Origin of the sequence: Kitasatospora mediocidica KCTC 9733, assembly GCF_000744225.1 — a bacterium.
Classification (GTDB): Bacteria; Actinomycetota; Actinomycetes; order Streptomycetales; family Streptomycetaceae; genus Kitasatospora; species Kitasatospora mediocidica.
On the sequence record NZ_JQLN01000007.1, the window covers coordinates 1,014,086 to 1,039,425 of the forward strand.

Annotated in this window: 22 protein-coding genes and 1 riboswitch; of the genes, 7 read left to right on the top strand and 15 right to left on the bottom strand. The window is 73.7% G+C overall.

Annotated elements, in window-relative coordinates:
• Nucleotides 1–10: 10 nt before the first annotated feature.
• From murD to rsmH, 7 genes are read right to left on the bottom strand one after another with little or no spacing between them, the layout of a single operon-like run.
• Entirely contained in the window at nucleotides 11–1,450 is a 1,440-nt protein-coding gene (gene murD / locus BS80_RS34735) for a UDP-N-acetylmuramoyl-L-alanine--D-glutamate ligase (protein ID WP_035805517.1), read from the bottom strand.
• Complete coding sequence (gene mraY, locus BS80_RS34740) at nucleotides 1,447–2,508, bottom strand: phospho-N-acetylmuramoyl-pentapeptide-transferase (RefSeq protein ID WP_035805519.1); 1,062 nt, start codon at nucleotides 2,506–2,508, stop codon at nucleotides 1,447–1,449. Before mraY ends, murD begins: the two co-directional genes overlap by 4 nt.
• Nucleotides 2,505–3,911, bottom strand: coding sequence for a UDP-N-acetylmuramoyl-tripeptide--D-alanyl-D-alanine ligase (locus BS80_RS34745; protein ID WP_035805522.1), 1,407 nt, complete (start codon nucleotides 3,909–3,911; stop codon nucleotides 2,505–2,507). Before BS80_RS34745 ends, mraY begins: the two co-directional genes overlap by 4 nt.
• Nucleotides 3,908–5,593 (bottom strand): UDP-N-acetylmuramoyl-L-alanyl-D-glutamate--2,6-diaminopimelate ligase, encoded by a 1,686-nt coding sequence (locus BS80_RS34750; RefSeq protein WP_408607461.1) that lies wholly within the window; start codon nucleotides 5,591–5,593, stop codon nucleotides 3,908–3,910. Before BS80_RS34750 ends, BS80_RS34745 begins: the two co-directional genes overlap by 4 nt.
• A gap of 26 nt (nucleotides 5,594–5,619) precedes the next feature.
• Complete coding sequence (locus tag BS80_RS34755) at nucleotides 5,620–7,758, bottom strand: peptidoglycan D,D-transpeptidase FtsI family protein (protein WP_083975699.1); 2,139 nt, start codon at nucleotides 7,756–7,758, stop codon at nucleotides 5,620–5,622.
• Nucleotides 7,755–8,384, bottom strand: a complete 630-nt coding sequence (locus BS80_RS34760) for a septum formation initiator family protein (protein ID WP_063772143.1) — start codon at nucleotides 8,382–8,384, stop codon at nucleotides 7,755–7,757. The genes BS80_RS34755 and BS80_RS34760 overlap by 4 nt, the downstream gene beginning before the upstream one ends.
• 42 nt (nucleotides 8,385–8,426) lie before the next feature.
• Nucleotides 8,427–9,422, bottom strand: coding sequence for a 16S rRNA (cytosine(1402)-N(4))-methyltransferase RsmH (rsmH, locus tag BS80_RS34765; protein ID WP_035805524.1), 996 nt, complete (start codon nucleotides 9,420–9,422; stop codon nucleotides 8,427–8,429).
• 539 nt (nucleotides 9,423–9,961) lie between these two features.
• Here rsmH and BS80_RS34770 point away from each other — a divergent pair.
• From BS80_RS34770 to BS80_RS34785, 4 genes are all read left to right on the top strand, one after another.
• Complete coding sequence (locus BS80_RS34770) at nucleotides 9,962–10,522, top strand: beta-class carbonic anhydrase (RefSeq protein WP_051967590.1); 561 nt, start codon at nucleotides 9,962–9,964, stop codon at nucleotides 10,520–10,522.
• A gap of 340 nt (nucleotides 10,523–10,862) precedes the next feature.
• The gene (locus BS80_RS34775; protein WP_035806809.1) at nucleotides 10,863–11,828 is read left to right on the top strand and encodes an AAA family ATPase; all 966 of its coding nucleotides are present in this window, start codon (nucleotides 10,863–10,865) and stop codon (nucleotides 11,826–11,828) included.
• Between the two features lies 1 nt (nucleotide 11,829).
• Nucleotides 11,830–13,176, top strand: a complete 1,347-nt coding sequence (locus tag BS80_RS34780) for a DUF58 domain-containing protein (RefSeq protein ID WP_035805526.1) — start codon at nucleotides 11,830–11,832, stop codon at nucleotides 13,174–13,176.
• A complete protein-coding gene (locus BS80_RS34785) occupies nucleotides 13,173–15,608 on the top strand; it encodes a transglutaminase family protein (RefSeq protein WP_063772144.1) in 2,436 nt (811 codons plus the stop codon). The genes BS80_RS34780 and BS80_RS34785 overlap by 4 nt, the downstream gene beginning before the upstream one ends.
• 96 nt (nucleotides 15,609–15,704) lie before the next feature.
• Here the strand turns inward: BS80_RS34785 and BS80_RS34790 are convergent, their stop codons facing one another.
• From BS80_RS34790 to BS80_RS34800, 3 genes are all read right to left on the bottom strand, one after another.
• Entirely contained in the window at nucleotides 15,705–16,091 is a 387-nt protein-coding gene (locus BS80_RS34790; protein ID WP_035805528.1) for a DUF3040 domain-containing protein, read from the bottom strand.
• A gap of 233 nt (nucleotides 16,092–16,324) precedes the next feature.
• The gene (locus tag BS80_RS34795) at nucleotides 16,325–17,077 is read right to left on the bottom strand and encodes a methyltransferase domain-containing protein (RefSeq protein WP_035805532.1); all 753 of its coding nucleotides are present in this window, start codon (nucleotides 17,075–17,077) and stop codon (nucleotides 16,325–16,327) included.
• A 43-nt stretch (nucleotides 17,078–17,120) separates the two neighbouring features.
• Nucleotides 17,121–17,642 (bottom strand): SAV_6107 family HEPN domain-containing protein, encoded by a 522-nt coding sequence (locus BS80_RS34800; protein ID WP_198045694.1) that lies wholly within the window; start codon nucleotides 17,640–17,642, stop codon nucleotides 17,121–17,123.
• A 170-nt stretch (nucleotides 17,643–17,812) separates the two neighbouring features.
• Here BS80_RS34800 and BS80_RS34805 point away from each other — a divergent pair, with 170 nt between their 5' ends.
• Both BS80_RS34805 and BS80_RS34810 read left to right on the top strand, forming a co-directional pair.
• Nucleotides 17,813–18,433, top strand: coding sequence for a DUF4126 domain-containing protein (locus BS80_RS34805; RefSeq protein ID WP_035805535.1), 621 nt, complete (start codon nucleotides 17,813–17,815; stop codon nucleotides 18,431–18,433).
• Between the two features lie 3 nt (nucleotides 18,434–18,436).
• Nucleotides 18,437–19,819, top strand: a complete 1,383-nt coding sequence (locus BS80_RS34810; RefSeq protein ID WP_035805537.1) for a phytoene desaturase family protein — start codon at nucleotides 18,437–18,439, stop codon at nucleotides 19,817–19,819.
• Between the two features lie 15 nt (nucleotides 19,820–19,834).
• Here the strand turns inward: BS80_RS34810 and BS80_RS38375 are convergent, their stop codons facing one another.
• Both BS80_RS38375 and metF read right to left on the bottom strand, forming a co-directional pair.
• Nucleotides 19,835–20,629 carry a hypothetical protein gene (locus BS80_RS38375; protein ID WP_051967592.1) on the bottom strand — a complete coding sequence of 265 codons (795 nt, stop codon included), beginning with the start codon at nucleotides 20,627–20,629 and terminating at the stop codon, nucleotides 19,835–19,837.
• A gap of 93 nt (nucleotides 20,630–20,722) precedes the next feature.
• A complete protein-coding gene (gene metF, locus BS80_RS34820; RefSeq protein ID WP_035805539.1) occupies nucleotides 20,723–21,637 on the bottom strand; it encodes a methylenetetrahydrofolate reductase [NAD(P)H] in 915 nt (304 codons plus the stop codon).
• 148 nt (nucleotides 21,638–21,785) lie between these two features.
• Between metF and BS80_RS34825 the strand changes: the two genes are divergently transcribed.
• The gene (locus BS80_RS34825; protein WP_035805541.1) at nucleotides 21,786–22,892 is read left to right on the top strand and encodes a polyprenyl synthetase family protein; all 1,107 of its coding nucleotides are present in this window, start codon (nucleotides 21,786–21,788) and stop codon (nucleotides 22,890–22,892) included.
• A 20-nt stretch (nucleotides 22,893–22,912) separates the two neighbouring features.
• Here the strand turns inward: BS80_RS34825 and thiE are convergent, their stop codons facing one another.
• The 3 genes from thiE to BS80_RS34840 are packed head-to-tail and all read right to left on the bottom strand — an operon-like array spanning nucleotide 22,913 to nucleotide 25,143.
• Nucleotides 22,913–23,569 (bottom strand): thiamine phosphate synthase, encoded by a 657-nt coding sequence (thiE, locus tag BS80_RS34830; protein ID WP_035805544.1) that lies wholly within the window; start codon nucleotides 23,567–23,569, stop codon nucleotides 22,913–22,915.
• On the bottom strand, nucleotides 23,569–23,889 hold the full coding sequence (locus tag BS80_RS34835; RefSeq protein WP_051967593.1) for an Rv2175c family DNA-binding protein: 321 nt from the start codon (nucleotides 23,887–23,889) through the stop codon (nucleotides 23,569–23,571). The genes thiE and BS80_RS34835 overlap by 1 nt, the downstream gene beginning before the upstream one ends.
• 60 nt (nucleotides 23,890–23,949) lie before the next feature.
• A complete protein-coding gene (locus BS80_RS34840; protein ID WP_035805548.1) occupies nucleotides 23,950–25,143 on the bottom strand; it encodes an NAD(P)/FAD-dependent oxidoreductase in 1,194 nt (397 codons plus the stop codon).
• A 75-nt stretch (nucleotides 25,144–25,218) separates the two neighbouring features.
• Nucleotides 25,219–25,332: riboswitch (TPP riboswitch) on the top strand.
• Nucleotides 25,333–25,340: the final 8 nt, after the last annotated feature.

A 25,340-nucleotide genomic window follows, 5' to 3' on the forward strand; every position in this document is an offset into this window, starting at 1 on the left:
CTGTCAGTCGTCAGCTCGTCAGTTCCCGTACCGCCTCGGCGAAGAGGTCGCCCCGTTCGCCGTAGTGGGTGAACATGTCCATCGACGCACAGGCCGGGGCGAGCAGGACGGTGTCGCCCGGCTGGGCCAGTCCGGCGGCCACCCGCACCACCTCGGCCATCGCCACCGCGCCAGTCTGGCCCGCGGCCGCTTCGATCACTGGTACATCCGGGGCGTGTCGCGCCAGCGCGGCGCGGATCAGCTCGCGGTCCCGGCCGATCAGCACGGCGGCCCGCAGACGGCCCGCGGCCGCTCTGACCAGCTCGTCGAACTCGGCCCCCTTGGCGAGGCCGCCGGCGATCCAGACCACCGGCCGGTACGCGGCCAGCGAGGCGGCCGCGGCGTGCGGGTTGGTCGCCTTGGAGTCGTCGATCCAGACCACCTCGCCCACCTCGGCGACGTGCTGGATCCGGTGCGCCTCCGGGCGGAAGGCCCGCAGGCCGTCCCGGACGGCCTTGGTGTCCACCCCGTAGGCGCGGGCCAGCGCGGCCGCCGCCAGCGCGTTGGCGATGTTGTGCGGGGCCGGCGGGTTGACGTCCTCGATCGCGCCGAGCTCGGCGGCGTTCTTCTGGCGGTCCGGCACGAAGGCGCGGTCCACCAACAGGCCGTCCACCACGCCGAGCTGGGAGAGCCCGGGGGCGCCGAGGCCGAAGCCGATCGCCCGGCAGCCCTCCTCGACGTCGGCCTCGCGGACCAGTTCCTCGGTGGCCGGGTCGGCCAGGTTGTAGACACAGGCCACCTGGTTGCCCTGGTAGATCCGGCCCTTGTCGGCGGCGTAGGCCTCCATCGAGCCGTGCCAGTCCAGGTGGTCGGCGGCCAGGTTCAGCACCGCCGCCGAGTGCGGGCGCAGGCTGGGCGCCCAGTGCAGCTGGTAGCTGGAGAGCTCGACGGCCAGCACGTCGTACGGTTCACCGTCATCGTCGAAGCCGGCGAGCACCGCGTCCAGGACCGAGACGCCCACGTTGCCGACGGCGGCGGTGCGCCGACCGGCCGCGGTGAGGATCGAGGCAAGCATCTGGACGGTCGTGGTCTTGCCGTTGGTGCCGGTGACGGCCAGCCAGGGGGCCGGCTCGCCGGTGGCGGGCAACGGCTTGCGCAGCCGCCAGGCGAGTTCGACGTCGCCCCAGATCTCGACGCCCGCCGCGGCGGCGGCCGCGAAGAGCGGGCTGCTCGGCGGCCAGCCGGGCGAGGTGACGACGAGTCGGGTGCCCTCGGGCAGCGTCGCTCCGTCGCCGAGCCTGACCCGGATGCCGGTCAGCGCGGCGGCCCGGTCCCGCAGGACGGGGCTGTCGCCGCCGTCCACCACGGTGACGTCGGCGCCCAGGTCGCGCAGCACCCGGGCCGCGCTGATCCCGGAGATGCCGAGGCCGGCCACCGCGACCGGCAGACCGGTCCAGTCCGGGGAGGTCATCCGTTCACCCATCCCGCGTAGAAGAGGCCGAGGCCGACCGCGACGCACAGGCCCTGGATGATCCAGAACCGGACGACGATCAGGACTTCGCTCCAGCCCTTGAGTTCGAAGTGGTGTTGCAGTGGTGCCATCTTGAAGACCCGCTTGCCGGTCATCCGGAACGAGCCGACCTGGATGATCACCGAGAGGGTGATGATCACGAAGAGGCCGCCGAGCAGCGGGAGCAGCAGCTCGGTGCGCGAGCAGATCGCCAGACCGGCCAGCGCGCCGCCCAGGGCCAGCGAGCCGGTGTCACCCATGAAGATCTTCGCGGGCGAGGTGTTCCACCACAGGAAGCCGAAGCAGGAGCCCATCAGCGCGGAGGCGACCACCGCCAGGTCCAGCGGATCGCGGACCTCGAAGCAGTTGGCGGTGGCGCGGGCGGCGATCGAGCAGCTCTGGCCGTACTGCCAGACGCCGATGAAGACGTAGGCACCGAAGACCATCACCGACGCGCCGGTGGCCAGGCCGTCCAGACCGTCCGTCAGGTTCACACCGTTGGACATACCGGCGATCATGAAATAGGCCCACATGACGAACAGCACGGGGCCGATCTTCCAGCTGAAGTCCTGGATGAACGACAGGCTGGTGGAGGCCGGGGTCAGCCCGCGGGTGTCGTGGAACTGCAGCGACAGGATCGCGAAGGCGAGGCCGACGAAGGACTGTCCGAGCAGCTTGGCCTTGGCCCGCAGGCCCAGCGAGCGCTGCTTGACGACCTTGATGTAGTCGTCCAGGAAGCCGACGAGGCCCAGACCGGTCATCAGGAACAGCACCAGCAGGCCGGAGGCCCGGGGCTGTTCACCCGTTATCACCTTGGTCGCGGCGTAGGCCACCAGCGTCGCCAGGATGAAGGCGATGCCACCCATCGTGGGCGTACCGCGCTTGCTGTGGTGCGCCTTGGGGCCGTCGTCCCGGATCATCTGCCCGTAGCCGTTCTTGGCCAGGAGCCGGATCAGCGCCGGGGTGCCGAACAGCGACAGCACCAGGCCGATCATGCCGGAGTAGAGGATCTGCTTCACTGGGCGGCCCCATCGGCGAGCAGCGCTTCGGCGACCCTCTCCAGGCCCACCGAGCGGCTGGCCTTCACCAGGACCACATCCCCAGGCAGCAGTTGACCGCGCAGCAGTTCGACCGCCGCGTCCGCGTCGGACACCAGCACCGACTCCTCACCCCACGAACCTTCGTTCCTCGCGCCGAGTTCCATACAGGCCGCCTCGCGCCCGCCCACCGCCACCAGCTTGGTGACGTCGAGTCGAACGGCGAGCCGCCCGATGGCGTCGTGCTCGTCGAGGCTCTCCTCGCCGAGCTCCCGCATCTCGCCGAGCACCGCCCAGGTACGGCGGCGCTCCGGGCCGCGGCCGCCCATCGTCACCAGGGCCCGCAGCGCGGCCCGCATGGACTCCGGGTTCGCGTTGTAGGCGTCGTTGACGACGGTCACACCGTCGGCACGGTCGACGACCTCCATGCGCCAGCGGGACAGCGCACCCGCCTCGCCCAGGGCGGCGGCGGTGTCGTCGACGGACAGCCCGAGCTCCATCGCCACCGCGGCGGCGGCGAGTGCGTTCGAGACGTGGTGCTCACCGTACAGGCGCAGCCGTACGGGTGCGGAACCGGCTGGGGTGGTCAGCGTGAACGAAGGCTTGCCGGTGGCGTCCAGGCGAACATCGGTGGCCCGGACGTCGGCGTCCCGGCTCTCGCCGAAGAGCACCACGCGGGCCTTGGTGCGCGTGCACATCGCCCGCACCAGCGGGTCGTCCGCGTTCAGCACCGCGACGCCGTCCTCGGCCAGCGACTCGACCATCTCGCCCTTGGCCTGCGCGATCGCCTCCTTCGAGCCGAACTCGCCCAGGTGCGCCGTGCCGACGTTGAGCACCAGGCCGATCGTCGGGCGCACCAGGCCGGTCAGGTAGGCGATGTCGCCCCGGTGGCGGGCGCCCATCTCCAGCACCAGGTGCCGGGTGGACTCCTCGACCCGGCTGACGGTCTGCGGCAGGCCGAGCTCGTTGTTGAGCGAACCCTCGGTCCACACGGTCGGGCCGAGCTTCTGCAGCACCTGGGCGATCAGGTCCTTGGTGCTGGTCTTGCCGGCCGAGCCGGTCAGCGCCACCGTCCGGACCGCCTTGGCGCGTTCGGCCACCGCGCGGGCCAGCAGGCCCATCGCCACCTGGGCGTCCCCGACCACGATCGCGGGCACCCCGACCGGCCGCTCCGCCAGCACCGCGACGGCGCCCGCGGCGATCGCGCGCTCGGCGTAGTCGTGGCCGTCCACGTGCTCGCCGGCGAAGGCGGCGAAGAGGCCGCCGGGCTGCACCTGACGGGAGTCGATCACCACCGGTGCGGTGACCGGGGCCTGCGGGTCCGTCACATCGGCCAGTCGGCCGCCGGTCGCGGCGGCCACCTCGGCGAGGGTCAGTGCGATCACTGCTGCTCTACTCCTCGGTCGCTTGGGGTCTCCCCAGCCGAAGGCTGGGGAGAGGCGTGCCCGATGGCTTCGCGCAGCACCTCCCGGTCGTCGAACGGGCGGATCTCGTCCCGTACGTACTGGCCCAGTTCGTGGCCCTTGCCGGCGACCAGCACGGTGTCCCCGGCGTGCGCGCGGGCCACCGCCGAGGCGATCGCCTCGGCCCGGTCGGGCACCACCAGGACGGCGCCGCGCTCGGCCTCGGGGACGTCGGCGGCCCCGGTCAGCATGCTGGCCAGGATGGCCAGGCCGTCCTCCGAACGGGGGTTGTCGCTGGTCAGCACGGCGGTGTCGGCCAGCGAGGCGGCGATCGCGCCCATCGGAGCGCGCTTGTGCGGGTCGCGGTCGCCACCACAGCCGACCACCACGTGCAGCCGGCCCTTGGTCACCTCGCGCAGCGACTCCAGGACGGCCCGCAGGGCGTCCGGCTTGTGCGCGTAGTCGACCACCGCGACGAAGTCCTGCCCGGCGTCCACCCGCTCCAGGCGCCCCGGTACGCCCGGCACGGCGGCGATGCCCGCGGCCGCGTCCTCGGGCGTCAGCCCGGCGGTGACCAGGGCGGTGATCGCGGCCAGCGCGTTGGCGACGTTGAACGGGCCCGGCAGCGGGACGGCGGCGTCGACCGACTGCCCGCCCGGACCCACCGCCCGGAAGGTGGAACCGGTCGGGCCGAGCTGGACGTCCAGCGCGCGCCAGTCGGCGTCCGGATCGCCCGTGGCCGAGAACGTGGTCACCGGGATCACGGCCTCGCCGGCCAGCCGGCGGCCGTACGGGTCGTCCAGGTTGACCACGCCGGCGCGGCTGCGGGCGGGCTCGAAGAGCCGTGCCTTGGCGCGGTAGTAGTCCTCCATGTCCGGGTGGAAGTCCAGGTGCTCCGGCGTCAGGTTGTTGAAGACCGCGACGTCGTAGTGCACCCCGTCCGCCCGCCCGTAGACCAGGGCGTGGCTGGAGACCTCCATCACCACCGCGTCCGCGCCGCGCTCGCGCATCACGGCGAGGATCGCGTGCAGGTCGGTGGCCTCGGGGGTGGTGCGCTCGCTCTTGATCCGCTCGGTACCGACCCGCATCTCCACGGTGCCGATCACACCCGGGACCCGGCCGGCGCCCTTGAGGCCGCCCTCGACCAGGTAGGAGGAGGTGGTCTTGCCGTTGGTGCCGGTGATGCCGATGGTCAGCAGCGCCTGCGACGGGTTTCCGTAGATCCGGGCCGCCAGCGCGCCCATCCAGGCCCGCGGCTGCTCGACCACCAGCAGCGGGACGCCGAGCGTCGCCGCCTGCTGCGCGCCCGCCGGGTCGGTGAGCACGGCGACCGCGCCGCGCTCGACCGCCGCGCCGGCGAAGGCCGCGCCGTGGTGGTTGGCACCGGCGAAGGCCACGTAGACGTCCCCCGGGCGGACCGCGCGGGAGTCGTGGGTGATGCCGCCCGCCGGGGCGCCCTCGACCGGCTCCACACCGAGGATCCGGGCGATCTCGGCGAGCGGGGTCGGCTCCCCCGCGACCGGGCGGGGCGGGCTCACACTGGTTTGGTCTGATTTCGGCACGGCGGGCAGGCTATCGGCCCGGAGGCGGTCGGGGCCAAGTGAGCCCTCGGCGCCCCCCTGGGGCTGCTGGGGAGAGACGCCCTTCGGTGTGAGGGGGTTCACAGGCACAGCGGGGTGCGCGCTCATGTTCAGGGCTTCCACTCGACGGGCAGGTTGGGGGCCTGGCTGCCGCTCGGCGGCACTTGGAGGGTCTTCAGGGCGAACTCCATGACCTGCTTGAACACCGGGCCGCAGAGCGGGCCGCCGAAGTGGCCGTTGACCGGGTTCTGGATGACGCAGGAGACGGTCAGCTCCGGCTTGTCGGCCGGGGCGAAGCCGATGAAGGAGGCGGTGTAGCCGGAGTACTTGCCGGTGGCCGGGTCCACCCGGTTGGCGGTGCCGGTCTTGCCGGCCACCCGGTAGCCCGGGATCTGCGCGGTGTTGCCGGTGCCCTGGTCGTCGGTGACCACCGACTCCAGCATCTGTCCCAGGGTCTTGGCGGTCTGCTCGCTGACCACCCGGGTCTCGGCGCCGGCCGGGGCCGGGGTGTAGCGGCCGTCCGGTCCGGTGGTGCCCTCGACCAGGCTGGGCGCGACCCGGACGCCGCCGTTGGCGATCGTCGAGTAGACCGAGGTGGCCTGCAGCGCGTTGACCGACAGGCCCTGGCCGAACGGGATGGTGAACTGTTGGGTGCCCTTCCAGTCCCCCGGGTTGGCCAGGATGCCGCGGGTCTCGCCGGGGAAGCCGAGGCCGCTGGGCTGCCCGATGCCGAACTTCTGCAGGTAGCCGCCGAGCACCTGGTTCGCCTGCTCCTGGGTGGTGCCCAGGTGGCCGGCGGCCTCGATCGTGCCGATGTTGGAGGACTTGGCGAGCACCCCGTTGAGCGTGAGGTACCAGGTGTCGTGCTCGACGTCGTCGTGGAACACCTGGCCGGCCCGGGTCAGCGTGCCGGGGACGGTCACATGGCTGTCCCAGGTCGCCGAGCCGGTGTCCAGGACGGCCGCCATGGTCATCAGCTTGGCCGTGCTGCCGGGCTCGTAGGCGTCCTGGAGGGCCGGGTTGCCGAGCTGGTCGGGCTTGGCGCTGTTCAGGTCGTTGGGGTCGAAGCCGGGCGAGGTCGCCATGGCCAGGATCTGGCCGGTCTTCACGTCCTGGACGATCACATAGCCCTTCTCCGCGCCGGCCGTGGTCACCTGGTCGGTGATGGCGCGCTGGGCCTCCCACTGGATGTCCCGGTTGATGCTCAGCCGGATGTCCTGGCCCGGCACCGCGGCCTGCTGGCTGCCGCCGCCGGTGGGGATCGGCTGGCCGTTGGAGACCGCGGAGATGCGGTGGCCGTCCTGGCCGGCGAGCTCCTTCTGGAACTGCAGCTCCAGGCCTCCGGCGCCGACACCCGAGCCGTTGACGAAGCCGACCAGGTTGGACGCCACACCGTCGGCCGGGTAGACGCGGGCGGCGGTCTCGAAGGGGACGATGCCGCCCAGCGGGTTGACGCAGTCGTCGTCCAGGGTGGTCCGGCCGCCCTGGTCGGCCGGCTTGGCCAGCAGGTTCCGCTCGGCGCGGCAGGTCTTGCTGTCGGTCTTCTTGGTGAGCGCGGCGCGCAGGTCCATGATCTGGTTGCGGGTCTGCGGGGTCTGCCGCAGGGCCAGCGTGACGTTGCGGGTCTTGGGCGTGCGCAGCTTGGCGGCCAGCTTGTCCTTGGGGAGGTTCAGGATCGGCGCCAGCAGGGCAGCGGCCTGCTCGGGGCCGTCGGCGACGCGCAGCGCGTCCTGGGTGAAGAGCGTCGGGTCGGCCTTGATGTCGTAGGCGTCCACGGTGGTCGCCAGCGCCACGCCGTCGGAGGACGTTATCGCGCCGCGCTCCGCCCTCAGCGGGACGTCGACGTAGCGGAAGGCGCCGGCGTCGGCGGCCAGCGCGCTGGAGTCGAACAGCTGGATCTGCACCAACCGGCCGGCGAAGACCGAGAAGACCACGGCGAGTGCGACCAGTACCGTGCGCAGCCGGCGCCGGGGGTCGGCCAGCCGCAGCGGGCGCGGCTGCGGGCGGGCCACCGGGCGCTTGGCCATCGGCCGCTGCCCGGCCGGGCCCGCGGGCCGACGGGTGCCCGGGCGGGCGCCGCCGCCCTGCGCGGGGCGGCGCGGCTGTTCGCCCGCGCGCGGCTTGGCGGCGGGCCGGCCCGGCTTGGCGACGGGCCGCGGGGATGTCCGGGCGCCCTCGTGACGCTGCTGGGGGGCGGCCGGACGACGCGGACGGTCACCGGGCTCGCGGGGGCGGCGTGGGGTGGTCATCGCGCGGCTGCTCCGCTCGGGTTGGCCGGCGCGGGTGCGGCGGGCGACGGGCTGACCGGGTCCACCCGCAGGCTGCCCTCACCGGTGGCCACCGGGTCGGGCACCGGCGGTGCGGCGGCGGGCGGAGCCGCCGCGACCGGCGTGGCGGACTGCGAGGAGGACGGTGCGGGCTGGGCCGTCGAGGGCCACAGGTCGGCGCCGGTGCGCTTGACCGGCGGGCTGTCCACCGCCTGGCTGGGCGAGCCGAGCACCTTGCCGTCGTCCTGCAGGAAGGCCGGGTCCCCGCCGGGGACCATGCCGAGCTGGCGGGCGTTGCGCTCCAGCGCGTCCGGTGCGGAGTTCTGGCCGATCTGCTGCTGGAGGTTCTGCTGCTGGTCGGTCAGCTGCTGGGTCTGCTTCTGCAGCTTCGTCAGCTCGAAGGAGCCCTCGTTGAGGGCGGTGTTGAGCATCAGCAGCCCGAGCAGCCCGAGCGTGAGCAGCAGCACCATGAGGATCGCGAACGGCGCCCGCCCCCGGCCGCTGCCCTTCGGCGGTCTGCCCGGCCGTACGGTGATCCGGGCCCGGCCCGGCTGCCCGGGCAGCCGCCCGCCCTCCTGGATGCCATCGCTGGCGGCCGGCACCGGCACTGCGCTCTCCCTCGCGTTCGACACTGTCGCCCCCCGCCCGGATCAGCCCCGGCGGCTCGAGCCCCGCGCTTTCGACTGGCTGGGCCTGATCCTCTCCGCCACCCGCAGCCGCACGGGGGCGGCGCGCCGGTTCTCCTCGATCTCCTCCTCGGTGGCCAGTTCGGCCCCTCGGGTGAGCAGCTTCAGCCAGGGCTGGTGCTCCTCGGGGATGATCGGCAGCCCGGGCGGGGCGGTGTTGGTGGCGGCCGCGACGAAGTACTGCTTCACCAGGCGGTCCTCCAGCGACTGGTAGGACATCACGGCGATCCGGCCGCCCACCGCGAGGGCGTCCAGCGCGGCCGGGATGGCCCGGTCGAGCACCTCCAGCTCACCGTTGACCTCGATCCGCAGCGCCTGGAAGGTGCGCTTGGCCGGGTTGCCGCCGGTGCGCCGGGTGGCGGCCGGGATGGCGTTGCGCACCAACTCCACGAGACGCGCGCTGTTGGTGAACGGTTCCTTGACGCGCTCGCGCAGGATCACCGAGGCGATCTTGCCCGCGAACCGCTCCTCACCGTAGACCTTGAGGATCCGGGCCAGGTCGCCGTGGCTGTAGGTGTTGAGCACCTCGGCGGCGCTCAGCCCGCGGGTCTGGTCCATCCGCATGTCCAGCGGCGCGTCCTGGGCGTAGGCGAAACCGCGCTCGGCCTCGTCCAGCTGCATCGAGGAGACGCCGAGGTCGAAGAGGATGCCCTGGATCGCGGGGATGCCCAGGTCCGCGAGGACCTCGGGGATCTCGTCGTAGACGGCGTGCACCAGGGTGGCGCGCTCGCCGAACGGCGCCAGCCGCTCGGCGGAGAGCTTGAGCGCCGCCGGGTCCCGGTCCACGGCGATCAACCGGACCTCGGGGAACTGGGTGAGCAGCGCCTCGCTGTGACCGCCCAGGCCCAGCGTCGCGTCCAGCACGACCGCGCCGGGAGCGCCGATCGCCGGCGCCAGGGCGTCCATGCAGCGTTGCAGCATCACCGGGACGTGCTTGGGATCGGGACTGCCCATGGTCATGCGCGGTGGCGCCTTTCCTCGGTGCGGAGCCGCCCGAGAGTCGCGTACGGCGCCGGGGAGCTGTGATCCGACCATTTTGGACCACCGCGCGAGCGCGGAGCGCACGCCGCCCGTGGTCCCCACCCGCTCGCGGGGAAGGCTGTGACCGCCCGGCACCGGGGAAGGTGCGCCAGGTGGCACGGAGCGGGGGGAGGCCGCGGGATGCGTACGGATCCTCGGAGTGCGCCGCCGCATGTGCCCCGAGGCGCCCCCGGCGCGCAGTTGACGACGCGTGAGGCTTGTGCTCCACTGCGCGGCCAGCCTACCGCGCAGCCCCTCCCAGTCAATCGTCCCGGCCCGGGTGCCACCCGCGCGGCCGAACGAATCATCGCAGGCCAGAGCCGGTTCACGCGGACGGGCGTGTCGATCCGGCGCGCTCGGCGACGGCGGGTGCACGGCTGTTCGTGCTGCCGCAAGCCCCCTATGTGCTCCATCACACCGGCCCCCTGACCTGGGCCAGGTCTCACCAGGACCAGGAAAATCCTACTAACGTCGTCCCCATGACAGTGACCCCTGACCGGCCGGCCCATGACGGTCCCCCTATCCGGGCCACCTCCGGCACCCCTGACGCCGAAACGATCGTCGACCGCTTCGTCAGCGCCAACCGCGCGTACGCGGTCACCTTCCGGGACGGTGGCATGGACGCCCGCCCGGTGCAGAAGGTGACCGTGGTGGCGTGCATGGACGCCCGGCTCGACCTGTTCGCCGCGCTGGGCCTGGAGCTCGGCGACGCCCACGTCATCCGCAACGCGGGCGGCGTGGTGACCGACGACACGATCCGCTCGCTCACCATCAGCCAGCGCGCCCTGGGCACCCGTTCGATCGCGCTGATCCACCACACCGGCTGCGGCCTGCTCGGCCTCACCGAGGACTTCCGGCGCGAGCTGGAGCTGGAGGTCGGCCAGCGCCCGCAGTGGGCCGTGGAGTCCTTCGTCGACCTGGACAGCGACGTCCGCCAGTCCATGCAGCGGGTGCGCACCTCGCCGTTCCTGCTGCACACCGACGACGTCCGGGGCTTCGTCTTCGACGTCCACACCGGACTGCTCCGCGAAATCCACTGATCCGGACGCCACCCTTCCCCCCGGCGGTTCCACGCGGGGGGAAGGGTGACTTCTGCCCACCTCACAGGGAAGAATGCGCCTGCAGGCCTGCGCCCCGCACCACCTGGGGCGGTCTGACCGCGAGCCGCCACCCCTGGTCGATCCCAGCTGATCCGAACCCGGGGCCGGCCGCGTAGTAACGGGTGGGGGCCGGTTCCGAACCAGCAGGACCGGCATGAGTGGGGCGAGGAGTTCACGGGTGACGACCTACAACGAAGAAGCCGGTCTCGACGGGCGCGGGCCCGGTCCGCGGTCGGAGCCCGGTTCCTTCCCGGCCAGGCCGGCGGTGCCGGTGGGACCGATGGGTCTGCCCGAGCTGAACGCGGTGATCGACCGGGTCCGGGCCTCGATCGAGAGCGTCATCGAGGGCAAGCCGGAGGCCGTCCGACTGGCCCTGACCGTGATGCTGGCGGAGGGTCACCTGCTGCTGGAGGACGTCCCCGGCGTCGGCAAGACCATGCTGGCCAAGGCGCTGGCCCGGTCGGTGGACTGCACGGTGCGCCGGATCCAGTTCACCCCCGACCTGCTGCCCTCGGACGTCACCGGCACCAACGTCTTCGACCAGCAGCGGATGGACTTCGAGTTCCGCCCGGGGGCGATCTTCGCCCAGATCGTGGTGGGCGACGAGATCAACCGCGCCTCGCCCAAGACCCAGTCGGCGCTGCTGGAGTCGATGGCCGAGCGCCAGGTCACCATCGACGGCACCACCTACGAGCTGCCCTCGCCGTTCATGGTGGTGGCCACCCAGAACCCGGTGGAGATGGAGGGCACCTACCCCCTCCCCGAGGCCCAGCGCGACCGCTTCATGGCCCGCGTCTCGATCGGCTACCCCAGTCCCGAGGCCGAGCTGGCGATGCTCGACTCGCACTCCGGCGCCTCGCCGCTGGACGACCTCACGCCGGTCGCGCACGCGTCCGACATCCTCAAGCTGATCGCGCTGGTCCGCACGGTGCACGTCGCGGACAGCGTCCGGCGCTACACCGTCGACCTGGTCACCGCCACCCGCACCAGCACCGAGCTGCGGCTCGGCGCCTCCCCGCGCGCGACCCTGCACCTGATCCGGGCGGCCCGCGCGGCCGCCGCGCTGGACGGCCGCGAGTACGTGCTGCCCGACGACATCCAGGCGCTGGCCGTCCCCGTCCTCGCGCACCGCCTGCTGCCGACCTCGGAGGCCCAGCTGAGCCGCCGCAGCGCCGAGCAGATCGTCCGCGACCTGGTGCAGCGTCTGCCGATCCCGCACGCGCAGGGCCCGGCGCGGAGGATCTGAGGTGCCGGCACAGGACGACGCCTCCGGCGTCCGGGCGGGCCTGCGCGGTCTGACCACCCGGGGCCGCTCCTTCCTCGCCGCGGGCGGCACCGCGGTGCTCTGCTCGTACCTGCTGGGCCAGAGCGCCCTGCTGCGGGTCGGCGTGCTGCTGATGGCCCTGCCACTGGCCGCCGCGGTGCTGCTGGTGCGCACCCGCTACCGGGTGGCCAGCGGCCGCCGGCTCACCCCGCACCGGGCGCCGGCCGGCCAGGAGGCCCGGGTGCACCTGCGGGTGGACAACATCTCCCGGGTGCCCACCGGCCTGCTGATGCTGGAGGACAAGGTCCCGTACGTGCTCGGGCCGCGCCCGCGGTTCGTGCTGGACCGGGTCGAACCGCGCGGTTTCCGCGAGGTCTCCTACCGGGTCCGCTCCGACCTGCGCGGGCGCTACCTGCTGGGCCCGTTGCAGCTGCGGCTGACCGACCCGTTCGGGATGTGCGAGCTGACCCGGGCGTTCACCGCCTCGGACGTGCTCACCGTGGTCCCGCAGGTGCAGAAGCTGCCCGAGGTCAAGCTGGCCGGCGAGTGGGCCGGCTACGGCGACAGCATGTCCCGGGCGGTCGCGCTGGCCGGCGACGACGACGCCGTGCCGCGCGAGTACCGGCACGGCGACGACCTGCGGCGCGTGCACTGGAAGTCCACCGCCAAGTACGGCGAGCTGATGGTCCGCCGTGAGGAACAGCCGCTGCGCGCCCGCGCCACCGTGCTGCTGGACACCCGCGAGATCGGGCACCGGGGCAACGGCCCGGCCTCCTCCTTCGAGTGGGCGGTGAGCTGCGCGGCCTCGATCGGCGTGCACCTGATGGAGCGCGGCTACCGGACCCGGCTGCTGACCGACACCGGCGTCTCGGTGCCGAGCTCGACCACCGGCGGCTCCGGCTCGGTCACCGAGTCGATCGGCCTGCTGCTGGACACGCTGGCCGTCCTGGAACACTCCCACGGCGGCGGGCTGGGCCACGCCGAGGACGTGCTGCGGCTGGGCGGCGAGGGCCTGCTCGTGGCGATCGTCGGCGCACTCGACGACGACCAGCTGGCGCGCCTGGGCCCGCTGCGCCGCCGGGCCGGCGCGGCCGTCGCCCTCGTGCTGGACACCGGCACCTGGACCGGCCTGCGCGCGATCTTCCCCGAGAGCTCCGACAGCTCGGCCGAACGCCAGCTGCACGTCCTGCGCGAGGCCGGCTGGACGGTCCTGCCGGTCCGGGCGGGCGAGTCGCTCCCCGACATCTGGCGGCAGGCGGACCGCAACGCCGCACACGCCGCAGCCTCCGCGGCTGACAGCGGCCAGGCCCGGAAGGGGGCGAGCGCATGACCACGCGTGCGAGGTTGACGGTCTACGCGGCCCTGGCCACCGGCATGGCCACGCTGTGCCTGAGTCCACTGATCAATCCGGCCGGCTGGCTGCTCACCGGTCTCCTGCTGATCCTGGTGAACGCGCTGGCCGGGGCGGGCCTGCGCCGGCTCTCGGTGGCCCGCCCGATGGTGGCGCTCGGCCAGCTGGTGCTGGCCCTCTGGTTGGTGCTGCTGCTCAACGTCCCCGGCCGGATGACGATGGGCGTGCTGCCGGGACCCGACGCCGCCCGGGCGGTCGGCACCCTGCTCTCGGCCGCCGGCAACGAGATCCAGCAGTATGCGATCCCCGCCCCGGCCTCCGACGGGCTGACCCTGCTGCTGACCGCTTCGGTGGCGCTGATCGCCGTCCTGGTGGACGCGCTGGCGGTCACCTACCGACGGGCCGCGCTGGCCGGGCTTCCGCTGCTGGCGCTCTACTCGGTCGGCACCGGGCTCGCGGGCAGCGACGCCTCACCGGTGCTCTGGTTCCTGTTCTCGGGCGGCGGCTACCTCATGCTGCTCTTCGCGGAGGGCCGCGACCGGCTCTCCCGCTGGGGCCGGGTCTTCCGCGGCGCGGGCAACGGCCCCGAGCGCAGCGGCAACCCGCTCTCCATCGGCGGCCACCAGATCGGCCTGGTGGCCCTGGCGGTCGCCCTGCTGCTGCCCTTCCTGGCCCCCAACTGGGACCTCAGCCTGATCGGCAGCGGGCTGGCCGACGGCGGGTCCGACGGGCACGGCGGCAACATCAACGCGCTGAACCCGGTGGTCTCGCTGGCCGACGGGCTGCGCAGTCCGAGCAACCAGAACCTGATCACCTACCGCGGCGGCGACCCCGCTCTCGCGACCGCCTACCTGCGGATCACCGCGCTGGACGACTTCACCGGGGTCGAGTGGAAGCCCAGCCAGCAGCAGGCCCAGTCGGTGCCCGGCGTGCTGCCCACCCCGGAGGGGCTGCTGGGCGACGTGACGGAACAGCCGATCGAGACCCAGGTCACCGTCTCCCCGCAGCTGAGCACCGAGTGGCTGCCGGCGCCGTACCCGATGATCCAGGCGAACCCGCCGGGCAACTGGCGCTACGAGCCGCAGACCCGCTCGCTGATCGGCGACCGCGGGCAGAAGGCCACCGGGCTGAAGTACACCGTCACCTCGCTGGACCTCGAGCCCACCGCCGACCAGCTGCGCGCGGCCCCCGACGCCCCGCAGGCGATCCGCACCGCCGACCTGGGGCTGCCCGACAACCTGCCGCCGGTGGTCAAGCAGACCGCGCTGCAGGTCACCCAGGGCCGGGACACCGCATACGACAAGGCGGTGGCGCTGCAGAACTGGTTCGCCACCTCGGGCCTCTTCACCTACAGCTCCTCGGTGGACGCCGGCACCGGCCCGGACGCCATCGTGAAGTTCCTCCAGGACAAGAAGGGGTTCTGCGTGCACTTCTCCGCCACCATGGCGGCGATGGCGCGCACCCTGGGCATCCCGGCCCGGGTCGCGGTCGGCTTCGCGCCCGGCACCGCTCAGGGCAGCGACACCTACGTGGTGGGCAGCAAGGACTACCACGCGTGGCCGGAGCTGTACTTCCAGGGCGCGGGGTGGCTGCGGTTCGAGCCGACCCCCAGCCGCGGCACCGCGCCGGACTACACCACCGCGCAGAGCGCTCCCGCGCCGTCGCAGAGCGCCCAGGCGCCGACCAGCACCCCGACCGTCCAGCCGAGCGCGGCTCCGACGTCCAGCTCCGACTGCACGAGCACGCTGCGCCGTCTGGGTGAATGCCCCGCGCAGCACGCGTCGACCTCGACGACCGGCGCGACGGGCTCCTCCGGGGCCTCCCCGCAGGCGCTGGGGCTGCTGTCGGGCGGCGTCGTGGTGCTGCTTCTGCTGCTCTCGCCGATGGTCTGGCGGGCCCGGCTGCGCCGGCGCCGCCTGGGCGGCGGCCGACGCCGGACCGGGGCCGACCCGGGCGGACTGAGCGAGGCCCAGGTGCTGGCCGCCTGGACCGAGCTGATCGACTCGGCGTGGGACCTCGGCATCGCGCCGGACGAGGCCCGCAGCCCGCGGCACACCATGCAGCGGCTCACCGAACAGGGCGCGCTGGACGAGGCCGGACAGGCCGCCGTCGGGCGGGTGGCGCTGGCCGCCGAGCGGGTGCTGTACGCCCGCGACGCCGGACACCCGACCCCGCTCGGTGCGGACGTCCGCACCGCCCGCCAGGGCCTGCTGGCCTCGGCCGGACGGGGTCGGCGACTGCGGGCGCTGCTGCTGCCGCCGTCCGCTGCCCGGCTGGCCTGGCAGGCCTCCGACCGGCTGCTGACCGCACGGCTGCGCACCCGGGCCGCGGCGGCCCGGGTGGGCGCTCCGCTGGGGCGGGTCCTGCGCCGGCGCGAACGCGCCGGGGAGGGTGACGGCGGGCAGCCGTAACGCCGAGAAGCACGGTGGGCGGGCAGTCTTCGGACTGCCCGCCCACCGTGCTTCTCGCGGGTCTTCCCGCTGCGTACGTCGGCGTCGTGGTGACGACTACATGCCGTCGTGTTCGTCCCGGCGGCGCTGCCAGCGCTGTTCCATCCGGTCCATCACGCCGGCCTTGCGGCGCGGCGCGGGCGCGGTACGCGGACCGGGCCCCTGCCCGGCCGGTGTACGACGGCGCCAGCCGGTGACCGCGAGGACCGCACAACCCAGCATGACCAGGAATCCGACGACGCTCACCCAGATGAGCTGAGCGACCATGCCGCCCATCAGGAGGGCGACTCCCACCACGAACCCCGCCGCGGCCTGGTACACCCGCCGACGGGTGTACATCCGCAGCCCGGTTCCCTCAAGCGCTGTCGCGAACTTGGGATCTTCGGCGTACAGCGCTCGCTCCATCTGATCGAGCAGTCGCTGCTCGTGCTCCGAGAGCGGCACGGAGTCCTCCTACTCGTCGGTCGCGGGGGCGACCGGTCCGCCACCTGGCTTCGTTGTGGTCCATATGCCCCATGCGCCTGGCCGTCATGCGTTCTGGCTTTACCCAGATCATACGGTCCACGGGTGCCCTTCGGGGCGGGCGACGATCCGTCGTGTCCGACACATCTGCGAGCACCCCGCACCGTGGCCAACGCACCAGAACGCGCCGGAGTGCCCGCGGCGCGCAGGGTAACTCAGCCGAGTGCGGCGAGCACGTGCAGCTGGGTGGCGACCGAGTGAAAAGCGGGCTGCTGGGAGGCGGCTTCCTCCAGCTTGAGCAGTGCCTCCATGGCTCCCGGCTCGGTGTCGACGAGGACCCCGGGGACCAGGTCGGCGAAGACCCGGACGCCGTGCACGGACTCCACCCGCAGGCCGGCCGCGGCGGCCAGCTCACCGAGTTCGTCGGCGGTGAAGCGGCGCGGCATCGGGTCGCCGGCGCCCCAGCGGCCGTCCGGCGCGGTGAGGACCGTCCGCGACTCCTCGAAGTGGCCGGCCAGCGCCCGGGCCAGCACGGCGCCGTTGCGGTTCGCGGCCAGCAGGCTGACCAGGCCGCCCCGGTGCAGCGTCCCGGTCAGGTTGGCGAGCGCGTCGGCGGGGTCGTCGACCATCTCCAGGACGCCGTGGCAGAGCACCGCGTCCACCGAGGAGGGGGCGATCAGCTCGGGCAGCGTCTGGGTGTCCCCCTGGACGGCGCGGACCAGGTCGGTCACGCCCGCCTCGGCGGCGCGGCGCTCCAGCGCGAAGAGCGCGTCCGGGCTCGGGTCGACCACGGTCACCCGGTGGCCGAGCCGGGCCACCGGCACGGCGAAGTTGCCGGTGCCGCCGCCGGTGTCCAACACGTCGAGCACCGGCTGGTCCAGTTCGGCCGCCCGGCGCTCCAGGGCCGTCCGCACCACCTCCCAGACCACGGCGGTACGCAGGGCGCTGCGGGGACGCGTCGGGTACAAGGTGAGGTCTCCTCAGGAGGGCGGCGGGCCGGACGACTCCACCTTAGTCGGCGGCCTGCCCCGGCACGCCGGGCGGAGGGCCGAGCCGCAGGACGCGTTCGACCAGGCGTAGGAAGACCGCGGTGTTGCGGACCAGGTCGTCGGCGTCGCGCGCGCTGGCGGCGCCCTGCAGGCCGGCCTCGGCCGCCGCGCGCTTGGCCGCCCCGGCCGCGAAGTAGACCGCCCACTCGGCCAGTTCGGGGGCTATCTCGGGAAGCACCTCCCACGCGCTGCGGATCGCCTTGCGCCGGCGCGGGTTGGTCTCGGGGCGCCCGCGCACGGCGAGCACGGCGGCGGTGGTGCGCAGCGCGGCGAGGTGCGCGGTGGCGTACCGCTCCAGCGGGTCCTGCGCGCCGCCGGCCCGGACCAGCGTGCGGTGGGCCTGCGCCAGCAGGTCCAGGGCGGCCGGCGGCGCCCCCGCCCTGAGCAGCACCGGGTGGACGTCGACGGAGCGCAGCGGGATCTGGTCGGACGTCCGGGCGGACGTGCGGTCGGGGATCTCGTTCGGGAGGTCGGTGACGTTCATGTACTCCCCCGGTCCTGAGCAGCGGCACGGATCGGTCGACCCGCACTGCCCATGCTGTCCCCCGCCACTGACAACGAGCCCGTCTCCCGTCTACCGCCCAGGTCGTGGGCCTGCCCGGGGCGGCTCGCGATACGGTGACCGCCGACCTGTTCCACACGGGGGAGAGAACCTTGACGGTCCTACCACTGATCTTCACCAGCGGCTGGGCGAGCGGAATCAACGCGTACGCCGTTGTCATGCTGCTCGGCCTGCTGGGCCGCTTCGCCGGAGCCGACTCGGTGCCGCCGGTCCTGGAGCGCACCGACGTACTGATCGCCGCGATCGTGCTCTTCGTCTGCGAGGCGGTGGCCGACAAGATCCCGTACGTGGACACGGTCTGGGACGCCGTGCACACCGTGATCCGTCCGATCGCCGGCGCCGTGGTGGCCGCCCTGCTGGCGAGCCAGCACCCCGGTTCGCTCGGCGAGGTGGCGGCGGGCGCGATCGGCGGCGGCACCGCGCTGGCCAGCCATCTGGTGAAGGCCTCGCTGCGGATGGCGGTCAACACCTCTCCCGAGCCCTTCAGCAACATCGTGATCAGCCTGCTGGAGGACCTCGCGGTGGCCGGCCTGGTCACGCTGGCGATCTTCCACCCCTGGGTGGCCGCCTCGATCGCCGCGACCCTGCTGACCGTGGGCCTGCTGCTGGTCTGGTTCGCCTTCTCCCGGATCCGGCGCTTCCTGGCCAACCGCCGCGAGCGCCGCGAACGCCGGGCGGCCCGGACACCGCTGGCCAGCCCCGTGGGATCCTGAACCATGGCACGGATCACCATCGTCGGAGCGGGGATCAGCGGACTGGCGGCGGCGGCCCGGCTGACCACCGTCGGGCACCGCGTGACGGTCTGTGAGGCGGGCTCGACCTACGGCGGGATGCTCGGGCAGTACCGCCGCGACGGCTTCGCCTTCGACACCGGCCCCACCCTGCTCACCCTCCCCGCGGTCTACCGCGACCTCGCGCTGAAGACCGGCCGGGAGCCGCTGGAGCAGCTGGTCGAGCTCTCCCCGGTGGACCCGGAGAGCCGGCACGTCTTCGCCGACGGCTCGTCCGTCCTGCTGCCCAACGCCTCGCGCGGCGGGGTCGCCCAGGCCCTGGACGCGGCCTTCGGCGCCGGGGCGGGCGCGGGCTGGGGACAGGTGACCAACCGCGGCCGCACGGTCTGGGAGGCCACCCGGCGCCCGCTGCTGGAGGAACCGCTGCCCGCCGACCCCGGGCCGCTGGGCAACGACCCGTACCCCGCCGCACCGCGCCGGGGCCTGGGCCGCCTGCTCGGCGGCGCGCCGACCCTCGCCCAGGTCGCGCGACGCGAACTCGGCGGCCACCCGGCGCTGACCGCGCTGCTGGAGGAGTACGCCGTGCGGTTCGGCTTCGACCCGCGGACCGTCCCGGCCGGCGCGACCGTGATCCCGTACATGGAGCAGAGCTTCGGCGTCTGGTACGTCCGCGGCGGCATGCGGGCGCTGGCCGAGGCGGTCTACCGGCGCTGCGAGCAGCGCGGCGTCGAGTTCCGCTTCGACACCCGGGTCGAGGAGCCGCCGGACGGCGTGTCGCTGCGCCCGGCGCCCGGCGACCCGCAGCTGCCCGGCCGGGTCAGCGTGCTGCTCGCGCTGCGCGGAGCGCGGCCGGCCGGCACACCGCACCGCACCGTCCTGCACGCGGCCGACCGGACCGACGAGCTGGACGCGCTGTTCGGCCCCACCGCCCGGCTCTGCGAGCGCCCGACCGTGCAGGTGCTGCGCCCCGACGACCCCTCGCTGCGCCCGGACGACGACCACGAGAGCGTCGTGCTCACCGTCACCGTCCCCTCGCAGGCCCGGCTGGACTGGACCGCACCCGGCGTCGCCGACCGCTTCGCCGACCGGTTGCTGGAGCACGCGGACGCGGCCGGGCTCGGCCTGCGCGAGCGGCTGCTGTGGCGGGTGGTGCGCACCCCGGCGGACACCGAGCGGGAGACCTCGGCCCCGGGCGGCGCCGTCCCCCGGCCGGCCCTGGCGGGCGCGGGCGGGGCGTTCCTGCGGACACCCAACGAGGAGGCGACGGCGGGCCGGTACGTCATCGGCGGCGCCGCGCACCCGGGCGGCGGGCTGGCCCGCGCGGGCATGTCGGCCTGCATCACGGCGGGGCTGATCGGCCCGGCCTGAGCCGCCTGGACCGGCCTACTGCTGCTGGGTCCAGGTCTGCGGCTGCTGGTAGTACTCGTAGCCCTGCTGCTGGTGGTTCGGCTGCTGCGGGATGCCGTACTCCGGCTGGTACTGGGCCTGGTCGTACGCCTGCTGCTGGTGCTGCTGGTGCTCCTGCTGCTGCCAGTACGGGTCCTGGTACGGCTGCTGGGGCTGCTGCTGCGGGTAGCCCTGGTCGTCCCAGCCCTGCTGCTGGTAGCCGGCGTTCTGGTAGCCGCCCTGCTGCTCGTGCTCGTATCCGGAGGCCGGCTGCTGCTGCCACTGCTGCTGCTCGCCGTACTGCGGGTACACCTGCTGCTCGGGGGACTCCTGCTGGCGGTAGCCGGTCCCGGGCTCGTAGACGCCGAAGTCGTCCTCGTCGACCGGCTCCGGCAGGACCGCGTGCTCGGGCTCCTCGATCGGGCCGACCTCGCCCACCACCGGCACCGCCACCGCGGCCACCGCCGCCTCGCCGCCGGTGGCCGCGCTGAGCAGCGGCACCTTCGCGAGCGGGCCGGGCAGCGCGCCGTCCGTCGAGCGCAGCGACCAGCTGTGGGTGGTCCCGCGCTTGACCGCGAGCGTCACGAAGACCTGGCCGGTCGCGAAGGCCACCGCGCCCGCCCCGATCACCGGCACGGAACGGATCGCCATCCCGGCGACCACCAGCAGGAACCCGCCGAGCGCGACGCCGCGCCAGTGCAGCGGCGCCCGGTTCTGCAGCAGCAGCTCGGCGACCAGCCACAGGGCGACCACCGCGAGGGCCGCGTACAACACCAGCAATCCGATGCTCATCTGCGACCTCCACCACAGCCCGGCGCGCGGCGCGCGCGTGCGGCGACTGTACCGGGTTCGCCCTCCCGGGCCCACATCCGCCCGTGCCCGGGATCAGCCCCGGTGCAGGCCGAGGTTCTCGTAGATCTGCAGGGTGGCCAACGAGCCGTTGAGGGTGATGAAGTGCAGCCCGGGCACGCCCTCCGCGAGCAGCCGCTCCGACATCGTGGTGGCGTGCTCGATGCCGACCTCGCGCAGCGCCTGCGGGTCGTCCACGACGGCGCGCAGCCGGGTCTCCAGCTCGGCGGGGAAGGCCGAGCCGCTCAGCTGCGGGAAGCGCTCCAGCTGCTTGGCGTTGGTGACCGGCATGATCTCCGGGATGATCGGCACCGCGCAGCCGGCCGCGGCGACCTTGTCGCGCAGCCGCAGGTAGTCCTCGACCTCGAAGAACATCTGGGTGATCGCGTAGTCGGCGCCGGCCCGCACCTTGGCGACGAAGTGCCGGATGTCCTCGTCCCAGCCGGCCGAGCGCGGGTGCATCTGCGGGAAGGCCGCCACACCGACGCAGAAGTCGCCGATGCCCTTGATCAGCTCGACCAGCTCGTAGGCGTAGGTGACACCCTCGGGGTGGCGCACCCAGTCCCCGAGCGGGTCGCCGGGCGGGTCGCCGCGGACCGCGAGGACGTTGCGGACGCCCTCGTCCGCGTACTGGCCGATGATGTTGCGCAGCTCCGCCACCGAGTGGTCGACGGCGGTCAGGTGCGCGACGGGCGTCAGGGTGGTCTCGGTGGCGATCCGGCCGACCATGTTGACGGTGCGCCCGCGTGAGGAGCCGCCCGCGCCGTAGGTCATGCAGACGAAGTTCGGGTTGAGCGTCTCCAGGCGGCGGATCGCGTCCCAGAGCTTGTGCTCGGCGGCTTCGCTGCGCGGGGGCATGAACTCGAAGGAGAAGGACCGCTTCCCAGCCGCCAGGAGTTCGCGGACCGTGAGCGCGCGGTCGGTTCTGGTGGAGGGGATACCTAGAGCCATGTCCGCAGATTATCGTCGGACGGGGGTGGCGGACAGGCGAAGTCCAAAGTACGAGACACAATGTCCACACGACCCGGCAGCGGCGCGGACGCCCGCGCCCGGCGGCCCGGGCTAGTCTGGCGGTACCCCAGTGATTGCGGAGACCGTCGTGACCTCGCCCAGCCCCTCGCCCGTCCAGCCCCTTGATGTGGAGGCGGTCCGCGAGCGCGTGAACGCCGCCCTCGCGGCGTTCATGGACGAGCAGGGCGCCCTGCTCGGCAAGATCTCCCCCGGACTGGTGCCGGCCGCCGAGGCGCTGCGGGACTTCCTGCTGGACGGCGGCAAGCGGCTGCGCCCGGCGTTCTGCTACTGGGGCTGGCGCGGCGCCGGCGGGGCCGCCGACAGCGACGGCATCGCGCACGCCGCGGCGGCGCTGGAGCTGCTCCAGGCCAGCGCGCTGGTGCACGACGACCTGATGGACCGCAGCGACACCCGGCGCGGACTGCCCTCCATCCACCGCCGATTCGAGGCGCTGCACCGGGACAGCGGCTGGCGCGGCGACCGCGAGCAGTACGGCGCGGCGGCCGCGGTGCTGCTCGGCGACCTGCTGCTGATCTGGTGCGACGAGCTGTTCGTCCGCTGCGGCCTGACGCCCGCCGCGGTGCTGGCCGCCAAGCCGGTCTTCGACCTGATGCGCACCGAGGTGATGGCCGGGCAGTACCTGGACGTGCTGGAGCCGGTGGCCGGCGACTCGACCGACGCGCTCGCGCTGGACCGCGCGCAGACCGTCCTGCACTACAAGTCGGCGAAGTACACCATCGAGCGGCCGCTGCAGGTCGGCGCCCGGCTCGCGGGCGCGTCGGACGCGCTGGTCGAGGCCTACTCGGCCTTCGGGCTGCCGCTGGGCGAGGCCTTCCAGCTCCGCGACGACCTGCTCGGGGTCTTCGGCGACCCGGCCGTGACCGGCAAGCCCGCCGGGGACGACCTGCGCGAGGGCAAGCGCACCCTGCTGATCGCCCTCGCCCTGCGCGCGCTGGCGCCCGCCGAGGCGGGCCGGCTGGACGCGCGCCTCGGCGCGCCGGGCCTGACCGTCGAGGAGATCGCCGAGCTCGGCGCTTTGGTGGCCCGCAGCGGCGCGGCCGAGCGGGTCGAGGAGCGGATCGACGTGCTGATGGGGCAGTCGCTGGCCGCCCTGGACGCCGCTCCGCTGGCGGACGAGGCGGCCCGGGCCACGCTGCTCGCGCTCGCCCGGGCCGCCACCGTCCGCCGCTACTGAGCTACTCCGCCGCTTCTGAGTTACAGGGCGACCGCGCGCACCCGGCGGGCCAGCTCCGCGGCGGCCGCGCCCGGGTCCTCGGCCGCGGTGATCGCCCGGACCACCACGACCCGGCGGGCACCGGCGGCCAGCACCTCGTCCAGGTTGCCCAGGTCGATCCCGCCGATCGCGAACCACGGACGGTCCGTCGACTGCCGCGCCGCGTACTCCACCAGGCCGAGGCCCGGTGCGAAGCGGCCCGGCTTGGTGGGCGTGGGCCAGACCGGCCCGGTGCAGAAGTAGTCCACGCCGGCCTCGGCGATCGCCCCGTCCACCTCGGACTCGGCGTGGCAGGAGCGCCCGATCACCACGTCCTCGCCCAGGATCGCCCGGGCGTGCGGGACCGGCAGGTCGTCCTGTCCCAGGTGCAGCACCTGGGGGCGGGCGGCGTGCGCGACGTCGGCACGGTCGTTGACCGAGAAGAGCTTCCCGTGCCGCCGGGCGGCGTCCGCGAAGACCTCCAGGTACTCCAGCTCCTGCCTGGCCTCCAGGCCCTTGTCCCGCAGCTGGACGATGTCCACGCCGCCGGCCAGCACCGCGTCCAGGAACTGCGGCAGATCGCCCTGCTCGCGCCGGGCGTCGGTGCACAGGTAGAGCCGGGCGTCGGCGAGCTTCGCCCGGTGGTCCGCGCCGCCCATCAGATCAGCATCGCCTGGGCGCGGCGCTTGACCTCGGTCCCGCGGTTCTCCTGCAGCGCCTGGATCGGGCTGCCCGGCAGCGACGGGTCCTCGGTGAAGAGCCACTCGATGATCTCTTCGTCGGTGAACTTGGCGTCGCGCAGCAGGGTCAGCGTCGGCGCCAGGTGCTTGGTCAGGCCCGGACCGTCGATGAAGGCGGCCGGCACCTGGAGCGAGCGGTTCTCGCCGCGGCGGAACGCGATCAGCTTCTGGTCCTTGACCATCTGACGCACTTCGGTGACCAGTACACCCCACTGTTCGGAGATGTCGGGCAGGTACATCCACTCGCTCACGAGGGCTTCGATCTTGGCATCCGTATCGCTACTCACAGCACAAGGGTCTCAGACGACGGCGGCCTTCAGGGCCACCGAGGGGTCGGCCGCCCGCTGGGGATCGAGTGTCGCGGACGTCGCGATCAGTCGGCGGGCCTGCACCAGGTCGCGCGGCCGGTCGACCGCCATGGCCGCCACCAGCACGCCCTCGCGCAGCCAGACCGCGCTCCAGGCCTGCTCCTCGGTCGAGCCGCGCAGCAGCAGCCGGTCGCCGGCCGTGTGCCGGCCCGCGTACTGGACCATCCGTCCGAACTGCTCGGACCAGAAGTACGGCACCGGGTCGTAGGGCTCGTCGGAGCCCAGCAGGGCCGCGGCCACCGCGCGGCCGGAGTGCATCGCGTGGTCCCAGTGCTGGACGTTGATCCGCTCGCCGAACCGGGCCGACGGGTAGCTCACGCAGTCCCCGGCCGCCCAGACCAGCGGCAGGCTGGTGCGCAGCGAGGCGTCGGCGACGATCGCGCCGGCCGCGTCCAGCTCGATCCCGGAGTCGGCCAGCCAACCGGTGGCCGGCCGCGCGCCGATGCCGATCACCACCTCGTCGGCGGCCACCCGGTCGCCGTCCGCGAGCACCACCTCGCCCGGCTCCACCGCGGCGACCCTGGCGCCCAGCCGCAGCTCCACCCCGGCCTCGGCGTACCAGCGCTCCATCGGCGCGGTCAGCTCACGCGGCAGCACGCCCGCCAGCGGCTCGGCGGCCGCTTCCAGGACGGTGACCTCGCAGCCCAGTTGGCGGGCAGCGGTGGCCGTCTCGGCGCCGATCCAGCCCGCACCGACCAGCACCAGCCGCGCCCCCGGCCGCAGCGCGGCCCGCAGCGCGAGGGCGTCGTCGACGGTGCGCAGCACCCGGGCCCCGTCCGAGGCCGGCAGCCGCAGCGGGTCGGCGCCGGTGGCCAGCACCAGCCGCCCGTACGGCAGCTCCCCGGCGTCGGTGTGCAGCACCCCCGGCCGCACGGCGGTGGCGCGGCGGCCGGGCAGCAGCTCGATGCCCAGCTGCGCGTAGTCCAGGTCGAAGACCGTGCTGTCGGACTTCGCGAGCAGCACGTCCTTGGAGAGCGGCGGCCGGTCGTACGGCGGGTGCGGTTCCGCCCCCAGCAGACTGATCCCCCCTCGCCAGCCGCCCTGGCGCAGCGCGAGCGCGCACTGCGCCCCCGCCATGCCGGAACCGACCACGACCACCTGTTCAGCGCTCTCCAGTTCAGCCACCCGCTCACCCTATCGAGGCGTATTGGGGAGCGGACAGGCCTTCGGCGCGGGCGACGCCCGGCGTTATGGTGGGGGCATCCTCATCACGGGAGCCCGGTGCACCGGGCTGAGAGGCGGGCCGAGGCAGCCTGCGACCGTCCGAACCTGATCCGGGTCATTCCGGCGAAGGGAGCATCAGCGCCTTGGCTTGCACCGAT

Coding starts and splice junctions, on each gene's coding strand:
- murD (WP_035805517.1), bottom strand. CDS start 1,450: ATGACCTCCCCGGACTGGACCGGTCTGCCGGTCGCGGTGGCCGGCCTC.
- BS80_RS34755 (WP_083975699.1), bottom strand. CDS start 7,758: ATGACCACCCCACGCCGCCCCCGCGAGCCCGGTGACCGTCCGCGTCGT.
- rsmH (WP_035805524.1), bottom strand. CDS start 9,422: ATGACCATGGGCAGTCCCGATCCCAAGCACGTCCCGGTGATGCTGCAA.
- BS80_RS34770 (WP_051967590.1), top strand. CDS start 9,962: ATGACAGTGACCCCTGACCGGCCGGCCCATGACGGTCCCCCTATCCGG.
- BS80_RS34775 (WP_035806809.1), top strand. CDS start 10,863: ATGGGTCTGCCCGAGCTGAACGCGGTGATCGACCGGGTCCGGGCCTCG.
- BS80_RS34785 (WP_063772144.1), top strand. CDS start 13,173: ATGACCACGCGTGCGAGGTTGACGGTCTACGCGGCCCTGGCCACCGGC.
- BS80_RS34800 (WP_198045694.1), bottom strand. CDS start 17,642: ATGAACGTCACCGACCTCCCGAACGAGATCCCCGACCGCACGTCCGCC.
- BS80_RS34810 (WP_035805537.1), top strand. CDS start 18,437: ATGGCACGGATCACCATCGTCGGAGCGGGGATCAGCGGACTGGCGGCG.
- BS80_RS38375 (WP_051967592.1), bottom strand. CDS start 20,629: ATGAGCATCGGATTGCTGGTGTTGTACGCGGCCCTCGCGGTGGTCGCC.
- metF (WP_035805539.1), bottom strand. CDS start 21,637: ATGGCTCTAGGTATCCCCTCCACCAGAACCGACCGCGCGCTCACGGTC.
- thiE (WP_035805544.1), bottom strand. CDS start 23,569: ATGGGCGGCGCGGACCACCGGGCGAAGCTCGCCGACGCCCGGCTCTAC.
- BS80_RS34835 (WP_051967593.1), bottom strand. CDS start 23,889: ATGTACCTGCCCGACATCTCCGAACAGTGGGGTGTACTGGTCACCGAA.